Consider the following 14,649-nt stretch of genomic DNA (forward strand, 5'->3'; position numbering starts at 1 on the left):
ACGAGCGGACCCGTCCGCACCGGGAATTGCGCGATGCGTCCCAATTCGGTCATGCGACGATGGCCATATGGGGGACGACCGGGCCGAGGCACAGCGCCTGCGGGACATCACGGTGATCCGCAAGGTGCGCGACCGGATCGATCGGGAGTACGCCAAGCCGCTCAACGTCGAAGACCTGGCCCGTGGCGCGCACATGTCGGCCGGTCACCTGAGCCGCGAGTTCCGGCGCATCTACGGGGAATCGCCCTACTCGTACCTGATGACACGGCGCATCGAGCGGGCCATGACGCTGCTGCGGCGCGGCGACCTCAGCGTGACGGATGTCTGCTTCGCCGTTGGCTTTTCGTCACTGGGCACGTTCAGCACGCGGTTCACCGAGCTCGTCGGGGTGGCGCCCAGCGTGTATCGCCGCGACCATTCGCAGGCGGCCGACGGCATTCCCGCCTGTCTGGCCCGGCAGGTCACCAGACCGATCAGGAATCAAGAAGCACCGCCGCACTGACCGCCACTACCGTGACGGGCATGGACATCTCGATTCACTACGCATTCCTGCCCCACACCGACGCCGAGGCCGCGCTGAAGTTCTACCGTGACGACCTCGGTTTCGAGGTGCGCAAAGACGTTGGCTACCAAGACATGCGGTGGATCACGGTCGGCCCGCCCGGACAGCCCGGCACGTCGATCGTGCTGCACCCGCCGGCCGCCGACCCCGGCATCACCGACGACGAGCGTCGCACCATCCTGGAGCTCATCGCAAAGGGCTCCTACGGCGCCGTCACCCTGGCCACCGACGACCTGGACGCGTTGTTCGCGCGCCTGGAAGCGGCGGGGGCCGACGTGCTGCAGGAACCCACCGACCAGGATTATGGCGTGCGCGACTGCGCATTTCGCGATCCGTCCGGCAACCTGATCCGAATCAATCAGCTGTAGTCCTGTCGGCTATCCCGCGGCGATCATCGCGACCGAGCCCAACGCCAGCACCATGCCGACGGCTTGCCAGGCCCGAACCCGCTCTTTGAGCACCACCATGGCCAGGGCGACGGTCGCCGCGGGATACAGCGAGATCAGCACACTCGCCAACGACAGCATCGAGGCCTGCAGCGCCAGCAGCATCCCGACGTTCGCGATGACGTCGAGTCCCGCCGCGACGAGGGCGAGCTTCAGCGGAAGTCCGCGTGGCAGAGCGAAATTCCGGGTCACCACCGCGGCGATCATCACGACCGCGGTGGCCGCGAAGCGGGCGAACACCAACGGCCAGAGCTTCGCGTCGTGCGGCACCTGATGGATCACCGCGAAGCTGAGCCCGAAGGTCAACCCCGAGCCGACGGTCAGCCAGGCGACCTTGGCCGTGAACCGGTGCGGCGTCTCGTCCTCATCGGTGGCCTGCGCGCTCACCAGCGCGACGGCGACCAACGCCAGCGCGATCCCGGCGATCGCCAGCCCGCTGGGCCGCTCCCCCATGGCGACGCCGACGGCGATCGGCCCTGCCGATACCAGGATCGCGGTCAACGGCGAGACGACGGATATCGGTCCGGAACCCAGCGCGGCGTAGAACCACCAGATTCCGAACGCCTGCAGCACGCCGCACGACACACCCAAGAGCACCGCATTCGACGAAACCTGGCCGCCGACAACGCATGCCATCACCGTCAGCAGTACCCCGGCGATGGGGTACGACACCAACACCACCCGCAGTGCCGCGACGCGCCGCGCCGCGATACCACCGACGAAATCGCTGATGCCATAGCCCAGCGCCGACAGCAGCGCGAGCAGAACCCCGGTCAGATCTTGCCCTTGAAACGACGGCCCATCTCACGGGTGATCTCGCGCTGCGCATCGCGCTTGGCGATGTCGTGGCGCTTGTCGTGCGCTTCCTTACCGCGGGCCAACGCCAATTCCACCTTGACCCGGCCGTCGGAGAAGTACAGCTTCAGCGGCACCAGCGTGAAGTTGCCGTCGCGCAGCTTGCCGACCAGCGTGTCGATCTGCTTGCGGTGCAACAACAACTTTCGGTTGCGCCGCGGTGCATGGTTGGTCCAGGTGCCGTGGTGGTACTCGGCGATGTGCAGGTTGCGCAGCCACACCTCGCCGTCGTCGACCGTGGCGAACGCGTCCGCCAGCGATGCCAGCCCCTCGCGCAGGCTCTTCACCTCGGTACCGACAAGCGCGATGCCGGCCTCGTAGGTGTCGATGATCGAATAGTTGTGTCGCGCTTTGCGGTTGGTGGCGACGACGGAGTTGTTGCCCGACTTGTCCTTGTCGTCCTTCTTCTTTGCCATCGCTACCGCCGGATGTACGCGCGCAGCGTGACGTACGCGGTGAGGCCCGCCATGCCGAGCCCCAGCAGCAGCATCCACGGCGCGCAGAACACGAGGACGTCGGCGTAGTCGACCTTGGCGATCAGGCCGGCTTGATAGAACTGGTTGAGCACGTCCTCGAGGAACATCGCCCGCACGATGATCAACCCGACGACGGCGAGCACCACACCGACCAACGCGGCGATCAACGCTTCGACGAAGAACGGCAATTGGGTGTACCACCTGGTGGCGCCCACCAGCCTCATGATGCTGATCTCGGTGCTGCGGGTGCGTGCGGCGATCAACACCGTGTTGGCGATCAACAAGGTCGCGGCGATGGCCTGCACGAGCGCCACCGCGAAGGCTGTCGCACTGATGCCGTCGAGGATGCCGAACAGCCGGTCGACCAGTTCTTTCTGATCGGTCACCTGGCGCACGCCCGGACGGCCGCGCAGCGCGTCCTCGAATCCCTTGTGCTGCTCGGGATTGTCGAGCTTGACGACGAACGACGCCGGGAACGCCTTCTTGCTCGCGTAGTCCTTGAACGCCGGGATGCGCCGGACGGCGTCGTCGTACGCCTGGTCCCGGTTCATGTACCGCACCGACTTGACGTCCTTGCGGTCGTCGATCAGCTTCCGCAGCGACTTGCACGGGTCGGCGTCGCAGTTGGGGTCGTTGGACGAGACGTCGTCGGTCAGGAAGACCTGGCTCTCCACGCGGTCCAGATAGATCTGCTTGGACTGGTCGGCCAGGCGGACGATCAGCAGACCACCGCCGAACAGGCCGATGGAGATGGCGGTCGTCAGGATCATGGCGACCGTCATGGTGACGTTGCGACGAAATCCAGTCAGGACTTCATTGACGAGAAAGCCGAAGCGCACTTAGCGATCCATTCCGTAGACGCCGCTCTGCTCATCACGGATGAGGCGGCCGAGTTCGAGTTCGATGACGCGCTGACGCATCGAGTCGACGATGTGATGGTCGTGGGTGGCCATCACGACCGTCGTACCGGTGCGGTTGATCCGCTCCAGCAGGTCCATGATGTCGTTGCTCGTCTCGGGGTCCAAGTTGCCGGTGGGTTCGTCCGCCAGGAGCACCAGCGGCCGGTTGACGAAGGCCCGGGCGATCGCGACCCGCTGCTGTTCGCCACCGGACAACTCGCCGGGCAGCCGGTTGGCCTTGCCCGACAAGCCCACCATCTCCAGCACATCGGGCACGATGCGGTTGATGGTGTCCGGACGCTTGCCGATCACCTCCAGCGCGAAGGCCACGTTCTCGAACACCGTCTTCTGCTGCAGCAGCCGGAAATCCTGGAACACGCAGCCGAGGACCTGGCGCAGGCTCGGGATATGCCGGCTGGGCAGCTTGTTGACGTGGAACTTCGAGACGCGGATGTCGCCCGAGGTCGGCACCTCGGCACCGAGCAGCAGACGCATGAACGTCGACTTCCCGGAACCGGACGGACCGATGAGAAAGACGAACTCACCCTTGTCAATCTTGAGCGACACGTTGTCCAGGGCTGGGCGTGCCGAAGACTTGTAGTTCTTGCTCACGTGGTCGAGGGTGATCATCACGGCACGCCAGTGTAGTCGGACGCTCAGGTGTGACGGCTGAGGCTGATGCCGCTAGCTCGGCGCGGGTGCCGCGCCGGGCGAAATGATCGTGGTCGTGACCGGGCCATCCGCGGGTGCCGCGGCCGGGAGCGGTCCCGGTGGCGGGGACGGCGCGGGTGCCGGCGTCGGCGCCGGGGCCATGCCGGGCAGCAACGGCAGCGTGACGGGCGGCAGGCCCGGCGCCGGCGTGATGACCGTCGTGGTGGGCGGCGCCGTCGTCGTGGTCGTGGTCGGCATGCTCGACGTCGTGGTCGTGGTGGTCGTCGTCGTCGGCGTCTCGGAGGTCTCCGTCGGCGTCGGCCGGTACGTCGTCTTCGGTCGGGTGTTCACGTCGGTGCGCGGCACCCAGGTGTACTCGGGGTTGGGCACGAAGCCCGGCGGCACCACCGCGGGCTGTTGCGGGGGCGGCGGTGGCGGTGGCGCGTAGGTCTGGTGCAGCCAGTACGCCACGAAGAACGCCACGATCAGGCCGACCGTGGACGTCCGGACCCGGCCCAGGATGTAGGTGGGCCAGGAGCGGTCGGCGCGTTTGACGGCGATACGGGACAGCGCGTTCATCACTGCTCGTCCCCCGGACCCTGGGTCTGTTCCGCGGCGCCGCCGACCGTGGCGGGATGCACCATGGCCTCCACTTCGGGCTCGTGATCGGCAGGACTCTCGATCCCGGCCCGCCCGAACGCGGACACGACCATCACGCGCAGTCGCCGGCCGACCTCGAACTGCTTGCCGGGCAGCGTCCGCGCCACCATCCGCAGGTTCACGGTGTCCAGCTCGATGCTCTCCACACCCATCAGCTGGGGCTTGTCGAGCAGCAGCGTGCGCAGCTGACGGTCCTCCATCGCGCGTTCGCACACCCGGCCCAACACGTCGTTGACCTTGCCCAGGTCCGCTGTCGTGGGCACCGGGATGTCCACCACCGCACGCGCCCAGTCCTTCGACAGGTTGACGGTCTTGGCGATCTGGCCGTTGGGGATCGTGTACACCTCGCCGTCGCTGGAACGCAGCTTGGTGACGCGCAGCGTCACGTCCTCGACGGTGCCCTCGGCCGGCACCGCGATGCCGGTGACGGTGAGCGACACCAGGTCACCGAACCCGTACTGCTTCTCGGTGATGATGAAGAACCCGGCCAGCAGGTCCTGCACGATGCGCTGCGCACCGAAGCCCAGCGCGGCGCCCAGCACGGCGGCGGGGGCGACGAGCGAACCGATGGGGATGCCGAGGATTTCGATGACGTCGACCAGCACGACCACCGACACCAGCGCGATCGTCACCCACGAGATCACCGAGGCGACGGCCTGCCGGTGCTTGGTGGTCTCCGACCGGACCAGCGCGTCGCTCTCCTGAAAACGCTCGTCGATGCGGGCGGTGACGCGGTGCGTCAGCCAGCCGACGAACCGCGCGATGAGCATCGCCGCGATGACGAGCATGACGATCCGCAGCCCGCGGGTGATGATCCACTCGCCGATCGAGCCGCGCCAGAAGTCATGCCATTGCTGCGCCCACCAACCGAGCGATTGCGGTTGGCTCGCGGCTTGGAGGGAGAAAAAGTTAGTCATCTTCTTTTCGGTTGCGCCAGCGGATCCCGGCTTCGAGGAAGCCGTCGATGTCGCCGTCGAGCACCGCGGCCGGATTACCGACCTCGAACTCGGTGCGCAGGTCTTTCACCATCTGGTAGGGGTGCAGCACGTACGAGCGCATCTGGTTGCCCCAGGAGCTGCCGCCGTCGCCCTTCAACGCGTCCATCTCGGCGCGCTCTTCCTGGCGCTTGCGTTCCAGCAGCTTGGCGCTGAGCACTCGCATCGCGGAAACCTTGTTCTGCAGCTGCGATTTCTCGTTCTGACAGGTCACGACGATGCCCGTCGGGATGTGCGTGAGCCGGACCGCCGAGTCGGTGGTGTTGACGGACTGACCGCCCGGGCCGCTGGACCGGTAGACGTCGACCCGGACGTCGCCTTCGGGGATGTCGATGGAGTCGGCGGTCTCGACGACCGGCAGCACCTCGACGTCGGCGAACGACGTCTGACGGCGACTCTGGTTGTCGAAGGGGCTGATCCGCACGAGACGGTGGGTGCCCTGCTCCACCGACAGCGTGCCGTAGGCGAACGGGGTGTGCACCGCGAACGTCGCGCTCTTGATGCCCGCCTCCTCCGCGTACGACGTGTCGAAAACCTCGACCGGATACCCGTGCTTCTCGGCCCAGCGGATGTACATGCGCATCAACATCTCGGCCCAGTCGGCAGCGTCGACGCCACCGGCGCCGGAGCGGATGGTGACGACAGCTTCCCGCTCGTCGTATTCCCCCGACAGCAGCGTTCGAACCTCGAGCGCCTCGATGTCCTCACGCAACTTGGCCAGTTCGGCGTCGGCGTCGGCGATGGCGTCGGTCTTGGCCGCGCCTTCTTCCTCCTCGGCCAGCTCGTAGAGCACGGGCAGGTCCTCGACCCGACCGCGCAGCTCCTCGACCCGGCGCAGCTCACCCTGTGCGTGCGACAGGCTGCTGGTCACCTTCTGGGCGTTGGCCTGGTCGTCCCACAGCTTGGGGTCAGACGCCTCGTCTTCGAGTTTGGCGATTCGCGCGCGCAGACCTTCGACGTCGAGCACCCGCTCCACAGTGGTCAGGGTGCTGTCGAGGGCGGCAATGTCGGCTTGACGGTCGAGGTCCACAAAGGATGAGGGTACCGACCAGTGAGACGGACTTTCACATTGCGAGCCCTGATCGCTTAGACCGGTTTAGCATCGCCCTGTAGGCCCGCTCGGCCGCGTCGCGACAGCCCCTTGCGCGCACTGAGCAGAACAAGAAGGCAAACCATACATATGCGCCCTTACCATGTGGCGGTTGTCGGATCCGGCCCGTCAGGGTTTTTCGCTGCCGCGTCACTGTTGAAATTCGCCGATGCCAAGGCCGCCGCCGATGATCCGGTCGACGTGCGCATCGACATGCTCGAGATGCTGCCCACCCCCTGGGGTCTGGTGCGCTCCGGCGTGGCTCCGGACCACCCGAAGATCAAGACGGTGACGGCGCAGTTCGACAAGATCGCCGACGACCCGCGGTTCCGCTTCTTCGGCAACATCACCGTCGGTGAGCACGTGCAGGCCACCGAGCTCTCGGAGCGGTACGACGCGGTCATCTACGCCATCGGCGCTCAGTCCGACCGGCCGCTCGGGATCCCGGGTGAGGAGCTGGAAGGCAGCGTGGCGGCCGTCGACTTCGTCGGCTGGTACAACGCGCATCCGCATTTCGCGGCCATGAACCCCGATGTCACGAAGGACCGGGCCGTGGTCGTCGGCAACGGCAACGTGGCGCTGGACGTGGCCCGCATCCTGGTCAGCGATCCCGCCGAGCTGGCGGCCACCGACATCGCCGACCATGCGCTGACGGCCCTCGGCGCCCGCGGCGTCCGCGAGGTCGTGATCATCGGCCGCCGTGGCCCGCTGCAGGCCCCGTTCACGACGCTGGAACTGCGCGAGCTCGGTGACCTGGCGGCCATGGCCGACGTCGACGTGATCGTGGATCCGGCCGATGTCGACGGCATCACCGACGCGGACCTGGAAGCGGCCGGCAAGACCGTGCGGCAGAACATCAAGATTCTGCGCAGCTACGCCGAACGCGGGGCCCTCGGGCGCGAGCGCCGCATCGTGTTCAAGTTCCAGACGTCGCCGATCGAGATCAAGGGCACCGATCGCGTCGAGTCAATCGTGTTGGGCCACAACGAGTTGGTCGACGACGGCGGCCGGATCATCGCCAAGGACAGTGGCCATCGCGAGGAACTGCCGGCCCAGCTGGTGGTGCGTGCCGTCGGTTACCGCGGCGTCCCGACCGCGGGCCTGCCGTTCGACGAGCGCGCCGCGACCATCCCGCACACCGAGGGCCGGGTCGAGGGCAGCCGCAACGAGTACGTCGTCGGCTGGATCAAGCGCGGGCCGTCGGGCGTGATCGGCAGCAACAAGAAGGACTCGCAGGACACCGTCAACACCCTGATCGAGGACATCTGCGGCGCCGAGCTGGCCGACTTCGGCCCCACCCACACCGAGGACCTGGCGGCGTGGTTCCTGTCCCGCCAGCCCGCGTTGGTCACCAACGACCACTGGCGCCTGATCGACGCGCACGAGCGGTCAACCGGCGAGGGCCAGAACCGCCCGCGGGTGAAGCTGACAGATGTGGCCCACATGCTGCGGGTGGCGCACGGCTGACCCGCCGTGCGCCACGTCCGCGCTGGCGCCCCTGGCCGGCTAGTGGCCGGGCCGCAGGATGCCCTGCACCGCGAATGTCGTCAGGTTGCCGCCTGAGTTGAGCAGGGACGACGTGGCCGTCGACCCCGACAGCACGCCCGAGCTCAGCGACCCCACGCCGGCCTGCAGTCCGCCGGCGTTGATCGCGGCGATGCCCTCGAGTCCCCCCGATGTTGTGGGTGGTGAAGTGCTGGGCAAAACCGACCTCGTTGGTCAGCGCGCCACCCAACCCGTCGAGTGGCCCGCCGTCGGCCGATGCCAGGCCGGCCGGCGCGAGGAGCATCAATCCGCCCGCCGCCAGGCCCACCCCGATCATCTTGATGGCGCTACCGGTCGACAACATCTGAGACTCGGGCATGTGCGTTCTGGTCCCCTTCTGCGGAAAACTCTGTCCGATGGTCGGATCCGAGCGCTGTGCGCCACTAGCCCAGCAAGCTCGATGCGATAGCTGGCCCATCGCACAGTGAATCTATTAGCACAGGGAAATACCCGAAATGGCCCAATCGCCGGAAATTTCAGCCGAAGCTGAGCAAACGGCCGGACCGTTATGAGGGACAGGGCCGGCAGGCCGGCGGACTACGCCTGCGGAGCGTGGGGCGCGAAGTTCCAGTTGTCGGGATTCTTGGGCGAGTAGACGACGGGCACCAACTGGCCCACCGCGGGCCACTCGGCCACGTCGATGGCGATCCGGCCGTACACCTCGTGCTCATTGACACTGGGTCCGTTGATGACGCCGGCGACGGTGACGAACTGCTCCCCCGTGGCATCGGGGCGGGGACTGACGCCGGTGATCAACAACGTCCCGCTCTCCCCGCTCCGCGTCCGCCGCAGCCATGGGGCGGCCAGCAACACGAGCGCTCCGAGCAAGACGATGAGCACGACGAATTCCCACACGTACTCATGGTAGGACTGCACTCATGAGTGCCACCCAAGCAAGTAGCGCAGCGGATTGCGCGTCCCGCCGAGACGACGTCACTTTGGCCTTGGCCCTGGCCGATCAGGCCGATGCCGTGACGCTGGACCGCTTCGGCGCGCTGGACCTGCGCATCGAGACCAAGCCCGATCTGACGCCGGTGACCGATGCCGACCAGTCTGTGGAACGGGTGCTGCGCGAGACGCTGGCGGCAGCCCGGCCGGACGATGCGTTGCTGGGCGAAGAGTACGGGGGCACAGCGGTTTTCGCGGGGCGGCAGTGGGTGATCGACCCCATCGACGGCACCAAGAATTTCGTCCGTGGCGTGCCGGTGTGGGCGACGTTGATCGCGTTGCTCGAGGACGGTGTACCGGTCGTCGGTGTCGTCAGCGCCCCGGCCCTCGGTCGCCGGTGGTGGGCCGGCACCGGCGATGGTGCGTTCAGTTCGTTCGGCGGGCGGACGCGCCCCATCTCGGTGTCGGGCGTCGACGCACTGGACGCCGCGAGCCTGTCCTACTCGGATTTGACCACCGGTTGGGAAGACCGGCGCGACGCGTTCGTCGCACTGACCGATGCGGTGTGGCGGGTGCGGGCCTACGGCGACTTCTGGTCCTACTGCCTCCTGGCCGAGGGCGCGGTCGACATCGCCGTCGAACCGGAGGTCAAGCTCTGGGACCTGGCCGCGCTGGACGTCGTCATCCGGGAGGCCGGCGGGTCGTTCACCAACCTGGCCGGCACACCCGGGCCGCACGGCGGCAGCGCGGTCGCGACCAACGGTCTATTGCACGAAAAAGTGCTCGCCGCCCTCTCCTGATTCCGGAATCTGTGCCCGAAAACCCGCGTTCAGCGCGGGTTTTCGTGCATAAGTCACCGAGTCCTCGAATGTGAAGTTGATAACACGAGCGTCGTACCTTACTCCGGAGTAAGATACGGTCATAGCGCACTGCCCCAACGACGCGAGGCTGTCGAAATGACCAACACCCTTCCTCAGAACGGCACAAAAGCCGGCTCCGCCCAGCGCCCTGTGCGCAAGGGCCCGGAGAGCGCCATCGGACTCCAGCGACACAAGCGGACAGCGACCGACATCGGTCTGGCGCTGATCACGCCTTTTGTCGGCCAGGAGTTCCTGGACAAGTACAACCTGCGGGATCCCATGAACCGCGGCCTGAAGTACGGCATCAAGACGGCGTTCTCCACCGCCGGCGCCGCGGGCCGGACGTTCAAGCGCATTCCCGGGATCAACGGCGCCCCGACCCGCCTGAAGCCGGGCGGCTCGGACTACTTCGACCTGAACCCGGACGAAGACCAGCAGATGATCGTGGAGACCGTCCGCGAGTTCTCCGAGGAGATCCTGCGGCCGGCCGCACATGACGCCGACGCCGCCGCGACCTACCCGGCCGACCTGATCGCCAAGTCCGCCGAACTCGGCATCACCGCCATCAACGTGCCCGAGGAGTTCGACGGCATCGCCGCTTCCCAGAACACCGTCACCACGGCACTGGTCGCCGAGGCCCTGGCGTACGGCGACATGGGTCTGGCCCTGCCGATCCTGGCGCCCGGCGGCGTGGCGTCGGCCCTGACCCGTTGGGGCAGCGCCGGTCAGCAGGCCACGTATCTCCCGTCGTTCGCCGGTGAGAACGTCCCGCAGGCGTGCGTCGCGATCGCCGAGCCGCACGCGCTGTTCGACCCGACCGCGCTGCGGACCACTGCGGTCCGCACCCCCAGCGGTTACCGCCTCAACGGCGTCAAGTCGCTGGTTCCGGCCGCTGCCGACGCCGAGCTGTTCATCATCGGTGCGCAGCTCGACGGCAAGCCGGCGCTGTTCATCGTCGAGTCCAGCTCCGAGGGACTGTCGATCACGGCCGACCCGAGCATGGGCATCCGTGCCGCGGCCCTGGGCAAGATCGAGCTGAACAACGTCGCAGTCCCGCTCGCCAACCGCCTCGGCGAGGACGAAGCGACCGACAACGACTACTCCGAAGCCATCGCGCTGTCCCGATTGGGTTGGGCCGCACTGGCAGTCGGCACCTCGCACGCGGTGCTCGACTACGTCGTGCCCTACGTCAAGGAGCGCCAGGCGTTCGGTGAGCCGATCGCCAACCGCCAGGCGGTGGCCTTCATGTGCGCCAACATCGCCATCGAACTGGACGGCCTGCGCCTGATCGTCTGGCGCGGTGCGTCGCGTGCCGAGCAGGGCATGACCTTCCTGCGGGAAGGCGCGCTGGCCAAGCGGTTCGCCGCCGACAAGGGCATGCAGATCGGCCTCGACGGCGTGCAGCTGCTCGGTGGCCACGGCTACACCAAGGAACACCCGGTTGAGCGCTGGTACCGCGATCTGCGGGCACTCGGCGTCGCCGAGGGTGTTGTCGTCCTGTAGTCGCCCGAATCGCCGAACTCTTCCCACTCACCCGAAAGACCAATCATGGCAATCAATTTGGAACTGCCCCGCAAGCTGAAGGCTGTCGCGGAAAAGGGACATCAGGGCGCCGCCGAGATGCTCCGCCCGATCTCCCGTAAGTACGACCTCGCCGAGCACGCCTACCCGTCGGAGCTCGACACCCTGGCCAGCCTGTTCGAGGGCGTGCAGGAGTCGAACACCGTCTCGGTGGCCGGCGCCGGCTTCTCGGCGAACGAGTCCAAGAGCAAGCACGCAAACGTCAACGGCGCCAACATGTCTGCGCTGCTGAACGCGCTCGAGGTCAGCTGGGGCGACGTCGCCCTGCTGCTGACCGTGCCCTACCAGGGCCTGGGCAATGCCGCCATCTCCGCGGTCGCCACCAAGGAACAGCTGTCCAAGTGGGGCAAGGTGTGGGCCGCCATGGCCATCACCGAGCCGAGCTTCGGTTCCGACTCCGCGGCGGTCACGACCACCGCCGTGCTCGACGGTGACGAGTACGTCATCAACGGCGAGAAGATCTTCGTCACCGCCGGTTCGCGCGCCACCCACATCGTGGTGTGGGCCACGGTCGACAAGTCGCTCGGCCGGGCCGCCATCAAGTCGTTCGTCGTGCCGCGCGAGCACCCCGGCGTCATCGTCGAGCGCCTGGAACACAAGCTGGGCATCAAGGCCTCCGACACCGCGGTCATCCGCTTCGACAACTGCCGGGTCCCGAAGGATTACCTGCTCGGTGATCCGGAGGTCAAGGTGGACAAGGGCTTTGGCGGGGTCATGGAGACCTTCGACAACACCCGTCCGATGGTGGCCGCCATGGCGATCGGCGTGGGCCGTGCCGCCCTGGAGGAGCTGCGGGCGATCCTGACCGACGCGGGCATCGAGATCTCGTACGACAAGCCGGCCCACGCCCAGAGCGCACCGGCCGCCGAGTTCCTGCGGATGGAGTCCGACTGGGAGGCCGCGTACCTGCTGTCGCTGCGCGCCGCCTGGCAGGCCGACAACAAGATTCCGAACTCCAAGGAAGCGTCCATGAGCAAGGCCAAGGCCGGGCGCATGGGCACCGACGTGACCCTCAAGGCCGTCGAATTGGCCGGTACCACTGGCTATTCCGAGCAGACCCTGCTCGAGAAGTGGGCCCGCGACTCGAAGATTCTCGACATCTTCGAGGGCACGCAGCAGATTCAGCAGCTCGTTGTGGCGCGACGCCTGCTGGGCCTGTCGTCGGCACAGCTCAAGTGACGGGCGCTCCGCCGGCACCGTGACAAGCAAAAGGCCCCGGGATTGCTCCCGGGGCCTTTTGCTGTCGTGGTTACGAGGAGGCGTTCGCGCCCAGCACGCGCTGCAGGTCAGGCTTCATGGCCTGCAGCTGCTGGCCCCAGTAGCCCCAGTCGTGGGTGCCGCTGTCGGGGAAGTTGAACACCGCGTTGTTGCCGCCCGCGGCCAGGTAGTTGTCCTGGAAGGTGCGGTTGGTGCGGATGGTCAGGCCCTCGAGGAACTTGGCCGGCACGTTGTCGCCGCCGAGCTCGCTCGGGTTGCCGTTACCGCAGTAGACCCACAGGCGGGTGTTGTTGGCAACCAGCTTGCCGATGTTGACCATCGGGTCGTTGCGCTGCCAGGCGTTGTTCGGGTCGCCCGTCGAGCCCCACATGTCGTCGGCCTTGTAACCGCCGGCGTCACCCATCGAGACGTTGATCAGGAACGGCCACCAGCCCTCGGACGGGTTCAGGAAGCCCGACATCGAACCGGCGTAGATGAACTGCTCGGGGTGCCAGATGGCCAGGGTCATCGCGGACGAACCAGCCATCGACAGACCGACTGCCGCCATCCCGGTCGACTTGACCTCGCGGTTGGCCGCCAGCCACTGCGGCAGCTCCTGGGTCAGGAAGGTCTCCCACTTGTAGGTGGAGCAGCCCGCCTTGCCACACGCCGGCTTGTACCAGTCGCTGTAGAAGCTGGACTGGCCGCCGACCGGCATGACGATCGACAGACCGGAGTTGAGGTACCACTCGAAGGCGGCGGTGTTGATGTCCCAGCCGTTGTAGTCGTCCTGCGCACGCAGGCCGTCGAGCAGGTACACCGCGGGCGACCCGTTACCACCGCTCTGGAACTGGACCTTGATGTCGCGTCCCATGGCAGGTGACGGGACCTGGAGGTATTCGACCGGCAGGCCGGGGCGCGAGAACGCGCCGGCGGTCGCTGTCTGGCCGGCAAGTCCGATAAGACCGGGGAGCAGGACGGCGGCCGAGACGGCGCCGGCGACCCTGCGTGCCCAACGGCCGCGAATCTTGTCAACGAACATTCACAATCCCATTTCAGTGTCGGGTACCGGGTAAAGTGCCCACTCCACGCGATCGGATGGCGTTGGTGGCACGGCCGCGATTCCCGCAGCCGCGTGCGGTGAGCTCAGCCTGGTACGGGAACTGAACACACCGAATGATTCAGTTGTCTGTGGGCAGTAAAACACGCACCCGACACGCCGAGGAACCCCCGAATCGCGCTTGAGACCAGGTTGTTGCGGACTTCGTATCGTTCAGCTATCACCCGGCGGCTCTGCTGGGAGCCGTTCATCCGGCCGTAGGCTGCCGTTTGTGACGAGCGATCGGAACGACGTCGACGACCTGGCGGACACCCGGCCGGGCAGCCGGTTGGGTATCGACGACTGGCGCGCGGCCGGTTACGCGATCCTGGCGGAAGAGGGCCTGAAGGCGCTGAAGATCGATCGCCTGTGCGCCCGGTTGAACGTCACGAAAGGCAGCTTCTACTGGCATTTCGCCAACATCGCCGCCTACCGGACCGCCCTCGTCCAGGGCTGGGGCGAGCTCCGTGACGCCGACCGCAGCCAGATCGACGAAATCGGCGCCCTGCCGCCGCGGGACCGACTGATCCAGATGATGAACTCGCTGGTCAGCCCCCGGCACTGGACGCTGGAGCGGGCCATGCGGGAGTGGGCGCGCTCGGATGAGGCGGTCGCCGAGAGTGTGCGCGCCGCGGATCGGCGCATTCTCGCCGCGGTTCGGCGCGCGTTCGAGGATTACGGCTTCGACGGCGACGAGGCGGAGCTGCGGGCCGACGCCACCTTCGCGGTCGGCATCGGGTTCCTACACCTCTCCGGCGACTCCCCCCATCCGCGGTTGGCCGCCCGCAGCGAACGATTCCTCGACCTGATGCTCGCGACCTGATCTCCATACCAAAAGGTATGGT

At 67.0% G+C, this 14,649-nt stretch carries 17 protein-coding genes; 7 read left to right on the plus strand and 10 right to left on the minus strand.

What is annotated here, in order from left to right:
- Positions 1-67: 67 nt before the first annotated feature.
- Together VXD91_RS26910 and VXD91_RS26915 are read left to right on the plus strand one after the other, a co-directional pair.
- Positions 68-502 carry a helix-turn-helix transcriptional regulator gene (locus VXD91_RS26910; RefSeq protein ID WP_020102682.1) on the plus strand — a complete coding sequence of 145 codons (435 nt, stop codon included), beginning with the start codon at positions 68-70 and terminating at the stop codon, positions 500-502.
- Positions 503-522: 20 nt separating this feature from the next.
- Positions 523-930, plus strand: coding sequence for a VOC family protein (locus tag VXD91_RS26915; protein WP_029119569.1), 408 nt, complete (start codon positions 523-525; stop codon positions 928-930).
- Positions 931-939: 9 nt separating this feature from the next.
- Here the strand turns inward: VXD91_RS26915 and VXD91_RS26920 are convergent, their stop codons facing one another.
- From VXD91_RS26920 to prfB, 7 genes are read right to left on the minus strand one after another with little or no spacing between them, the layout of a single operon-like run.
- Positions 940-1,785 (minus strand): DMT family transporter, encoded by an 846-nt coding sequence (locus VXD91_RS26920; RefSeq protein WP_346416874.1) that lies wholly within the window; start codon positions 1,783-1,785, stop codon positions 940-942.
- Complete coding sequence (gene smpB, locus VXD91_RS26925; protein ID WP_212813643.1) at positions 1,782-2,279, minus strand: SsrA-binding protein SmpB; 498 nt, start codon at positions 2,277-2,279, stop codon at positions 1,782-1,784. The genes VXD91_RS26920 and smpB overlap by 4 nt, the downstream gene beginning before the upstream one ends.
- 2 nt (positions 2,280-2,281) lie before the next feature.
- Entirely contained in the window at positions 2,282-3,178 is an 897-nt protein-coding gene (gene ftsX / locus VXD91_RS26930) for a permease-like cell division protein FtsX (RefSeq protein WP_212813641.1), read from the minus strand.
- Positions 3,179-3,868: a cell division ATP-binding protein FtsE gene (gene ftsE, locus VXD91_RS26935; RefSeq protein WP_020102687.1), complete on the minus strand. Its 690-nt coding sequence runs from the start codon at positions 3,866-3,868 to the stop codon at positions 3,179-3,181.
- A gap of 54 nt (positions 3,869-3,922) precedes the next feature.
- Positions 3,923-4,468 (minus strand): hypothetical protein, encoded by a 546-nt coding sequence (locus VXD91_RS26940; protein ID WP_346416830.1) that lies wholly within the window; start codon positions 4,466-4,468, stop codon positions 3,923-3,925.
- Positions 4,468-5,466, minus strand: a complete 999-nt coding sequence (locus VXD91_RS26945; RefSeq protein ID WP_212813637.1) for a mechanosensitive ion channel family protein — start codon at positions 5,464-5,466, stop codon at positions 4,468-4,470. Before VXD91_RS26945 ends, VXD91_RS26940 begins: the two co-directional genes overlap by 1 nt.
- On the minus strand, positions 5,459-6,574 hold the full coding sequence (gene prfB, locus VXD91_RS26950) for a peptide chain release factor 2 (RefSeq protein ID WP_053855950.1): 1,116 nt from the start codon (positions 6,572-6,574) through the stop codon (positions 5,459-5,461). Before prfB ends, VXD91_RS26945 begins: the two co-directional genes overlap by 8 nt.
- 150 nt (positions 6,575-6,724) lie before the next feature.
- Between prfB and VXD91_RS26955 the strand changes: the two genes are divergently transcribed.
- Positions 6,725-8,101, plus strand: coding sequence for an FAD-dependent oxidoreductase (locus VXD91_RS26955; RefSeq protein ID WP_346416831.1), 1,377 nt, complete (start codon positions 6,725-6,727; stop codon positions 8,099-8,101).
- A gap of 39 nt (positions 8,102-8,140) precedes the next feature.
- Here VXD91_RS26955 and VXD91_RS26960 read toward each other — a convergent pair whose 3' ends face one another.
- Both VXD91_RS26960 and VXD91_RS26965 read right to left on the minus strand, forming a co-directional pair.
- Positions 8,141-8,338: a hypothetical protein gene (locus VXD91_RS26960; protein ID WP_346416832.1), complete on the minus strand. Its 198-nt coding sequence runs from the start codon at positions 8,336-8,338 to the stop codon at positions 8,141-8,143.
- A gap of 378 nt (positions 8,339-8,716) precedes the next feature.
- On the minus strand, positions 8,717-9,034 hold the full coding sequence (locus VXD91_RS26965; protein WP_029105506.1) for a hypothetical protein: 318 nt from the start codon (positions 9,032-9,034) through the stop codon (positions 8,717-8,719).
- A 23-nt stretch (positions 9,035-9,057) separates the two neighbouring features.
- Here VXD91_RS26965 and hisN point away from each other — a divergent pair, with 23 nt between their 5' ends.
- The 3 genes from hisN to VXD91_RS26980 all read left to right on the plus strand — a co-directional run bounded on the left by hisN (position 9,058) and on the right by VXD91_RS26980 (position 12,687).
- A complete protein-coding gene (gene hisN / locus VXD91_RS26970; protein ID WP_212813631.1) occupies positions 9,058-9,867 on the plus strand; it encodes a histidinol-phosphatase in 810 nt (269 codons plus the stop codon).
- Positions 9,868-10,023: 156 nt separating this feature from the next.
- Positions 10,024-11,430, plus strand: a complete 1,407-nt coding sequence (locus tag VXD91_RS26975) for an acyl-CoA dehydrogenase family protein (RefSeq protein WP_212813629.1) — start codon at positions 10,024-10,026, stop codon at positions 11,428-11,430.
- A 45-nt stretch (positions 11,431-11,475) separates the two neighbouring features.
- Positions 11,476-12,687, plus strand: coding sequence for an acyl-CoA dehydrogenase family protein (locus VXD91_RS26980; RefSeq protein ID WP_020102696.1), 1,212 nt, complete (start codon positions 11,476-11,478; stop codon positions 12,685-12,687).
- 70 nt (positions 12,688-12,757) lie between these two features.
- Here the strand turns inward: VXD91_RS26980 and VXD91_RS26985 are convergent, their stop codons facing one another.
- Positions 12,758-13,747, minus strand: a complete 990-nt coding sequence (locus VXD91_RS26985) for an alpha/beta hydrolase family protein (protein ID WP_212813627.1) — start codon at positions 13,745-13,747, stop codon at positions 12,758-12,760.
- A gap of 289 nt (positions 13,748-14,036) precedes the next feature.
- On the opposite strand from VXD91_RS26985, the gene VXD91_RS26990 reads away from it, so the two are divergent.
- A complete protein-coding gene (locus VXD91_RS26990) occupies positions 14,037-14,627 on the plus strand; it encodes a TetR/AcrR family transcriptional regulator (RefSeq protein ID WP_212813625.1) in 591 nt (196 codons plus the stop codon).
- Positions 14,628-14,649 lie beyond the last annotated feature (22 nt).

Origin of the sequence: Mycobacterium sp. SM3041, assembly GCF_039668335.1 — a bacterium.
Classification (GTDB): domain Bacteria; phylum Actinomycetota; class Actinomycetes; order Mycobacteriales; family Mycobacteriaceae; genus Mycobacterium.

What these genes read in the sequence shown, in the direction of transcription:
- VXD91_RS26980 (WP_020102696.1), top strand. Translation starts at nt 11,476, where the DNA reads ATGGCAATCAATTTGGAACTGCCCCGCAAGCTGAAGGCTGTCGCGGAA.
- VXD91_RS26985 (WP_212813627.1), bottom strand. Translation starts at nt 13,747, where the DNA reads ATGTTCGTTGACAAGATTCGCGGCCGTTGGGCACGCAGGGTCGCCGGC.
- VXD91_RS26910 (WP_020102682.1), top strand. Translation starts at nt 68, where the DNA reads ATGGGGGACGACCGGGCCGAGGCACAGCGCCTGCGGGACATCACGGTG.
- smpB (WP_212813643.1), bottom strand. Translation starts at nt 2,279, where the DNA reads ATGGCAAAGAAGAAGGACGACAAGGACAAGTCGGGCAACAACTCCGTC.
- ftsE (WP_020102687.1), bottom strand. Translation starts at nt 3,868, where the DNA reads ATGATCACCCTCGACCACGTGAGCAAGAACTACAAGTCTTCGGCACGC.
- VXD91_RS26975 (WP_212813629.1), top strand. Translation starts at nt 10,024, where the DNA reads ATGACCAACACCCTTCCTCAGAACGGCACAAAAGCCGGCTCCGCCCAG.
- VXD91_RS26945 (WP_212813637.1), bottom strand. Translation starts at nt 5,466, where the DNA reads ATGACTAACTTTTTCTCCCTCCAAGCCGCGAGCCAACCGCAATCGCTC.
- VXD91_RS26955 (WP_346416831.1), top strand. Translation starts at nt 6,725, where the DNA reads ATGCGCCCTTACCATGTGGCGGTTGTCGGATCCGGCCCGTCAGGGTTT.
- VXD91_RS26915 (WP_029119569.1), top strand. Translation starts at nt 523, where the DNA reads ATGGACATCTCGATTCACTACGCATTCCTGCCCCACACCGACGCCGAG.
- hisN (WP_212813631.1), top strand. Translation starts at nt 9,058, where the DNA reads ATGAGTGCCACCCAAGCAAGTAGCGCAGCGGATTGCGCGTCCCGCCGA.
- VXD91_RS26940 (WP_346416830.1), bottom strand. Translation starts at nt 4,468, where the DNA reads ATGAACGCGCTGTCCCGTATCGCCGTCAAACGCGCCGACCGCTCCTGG.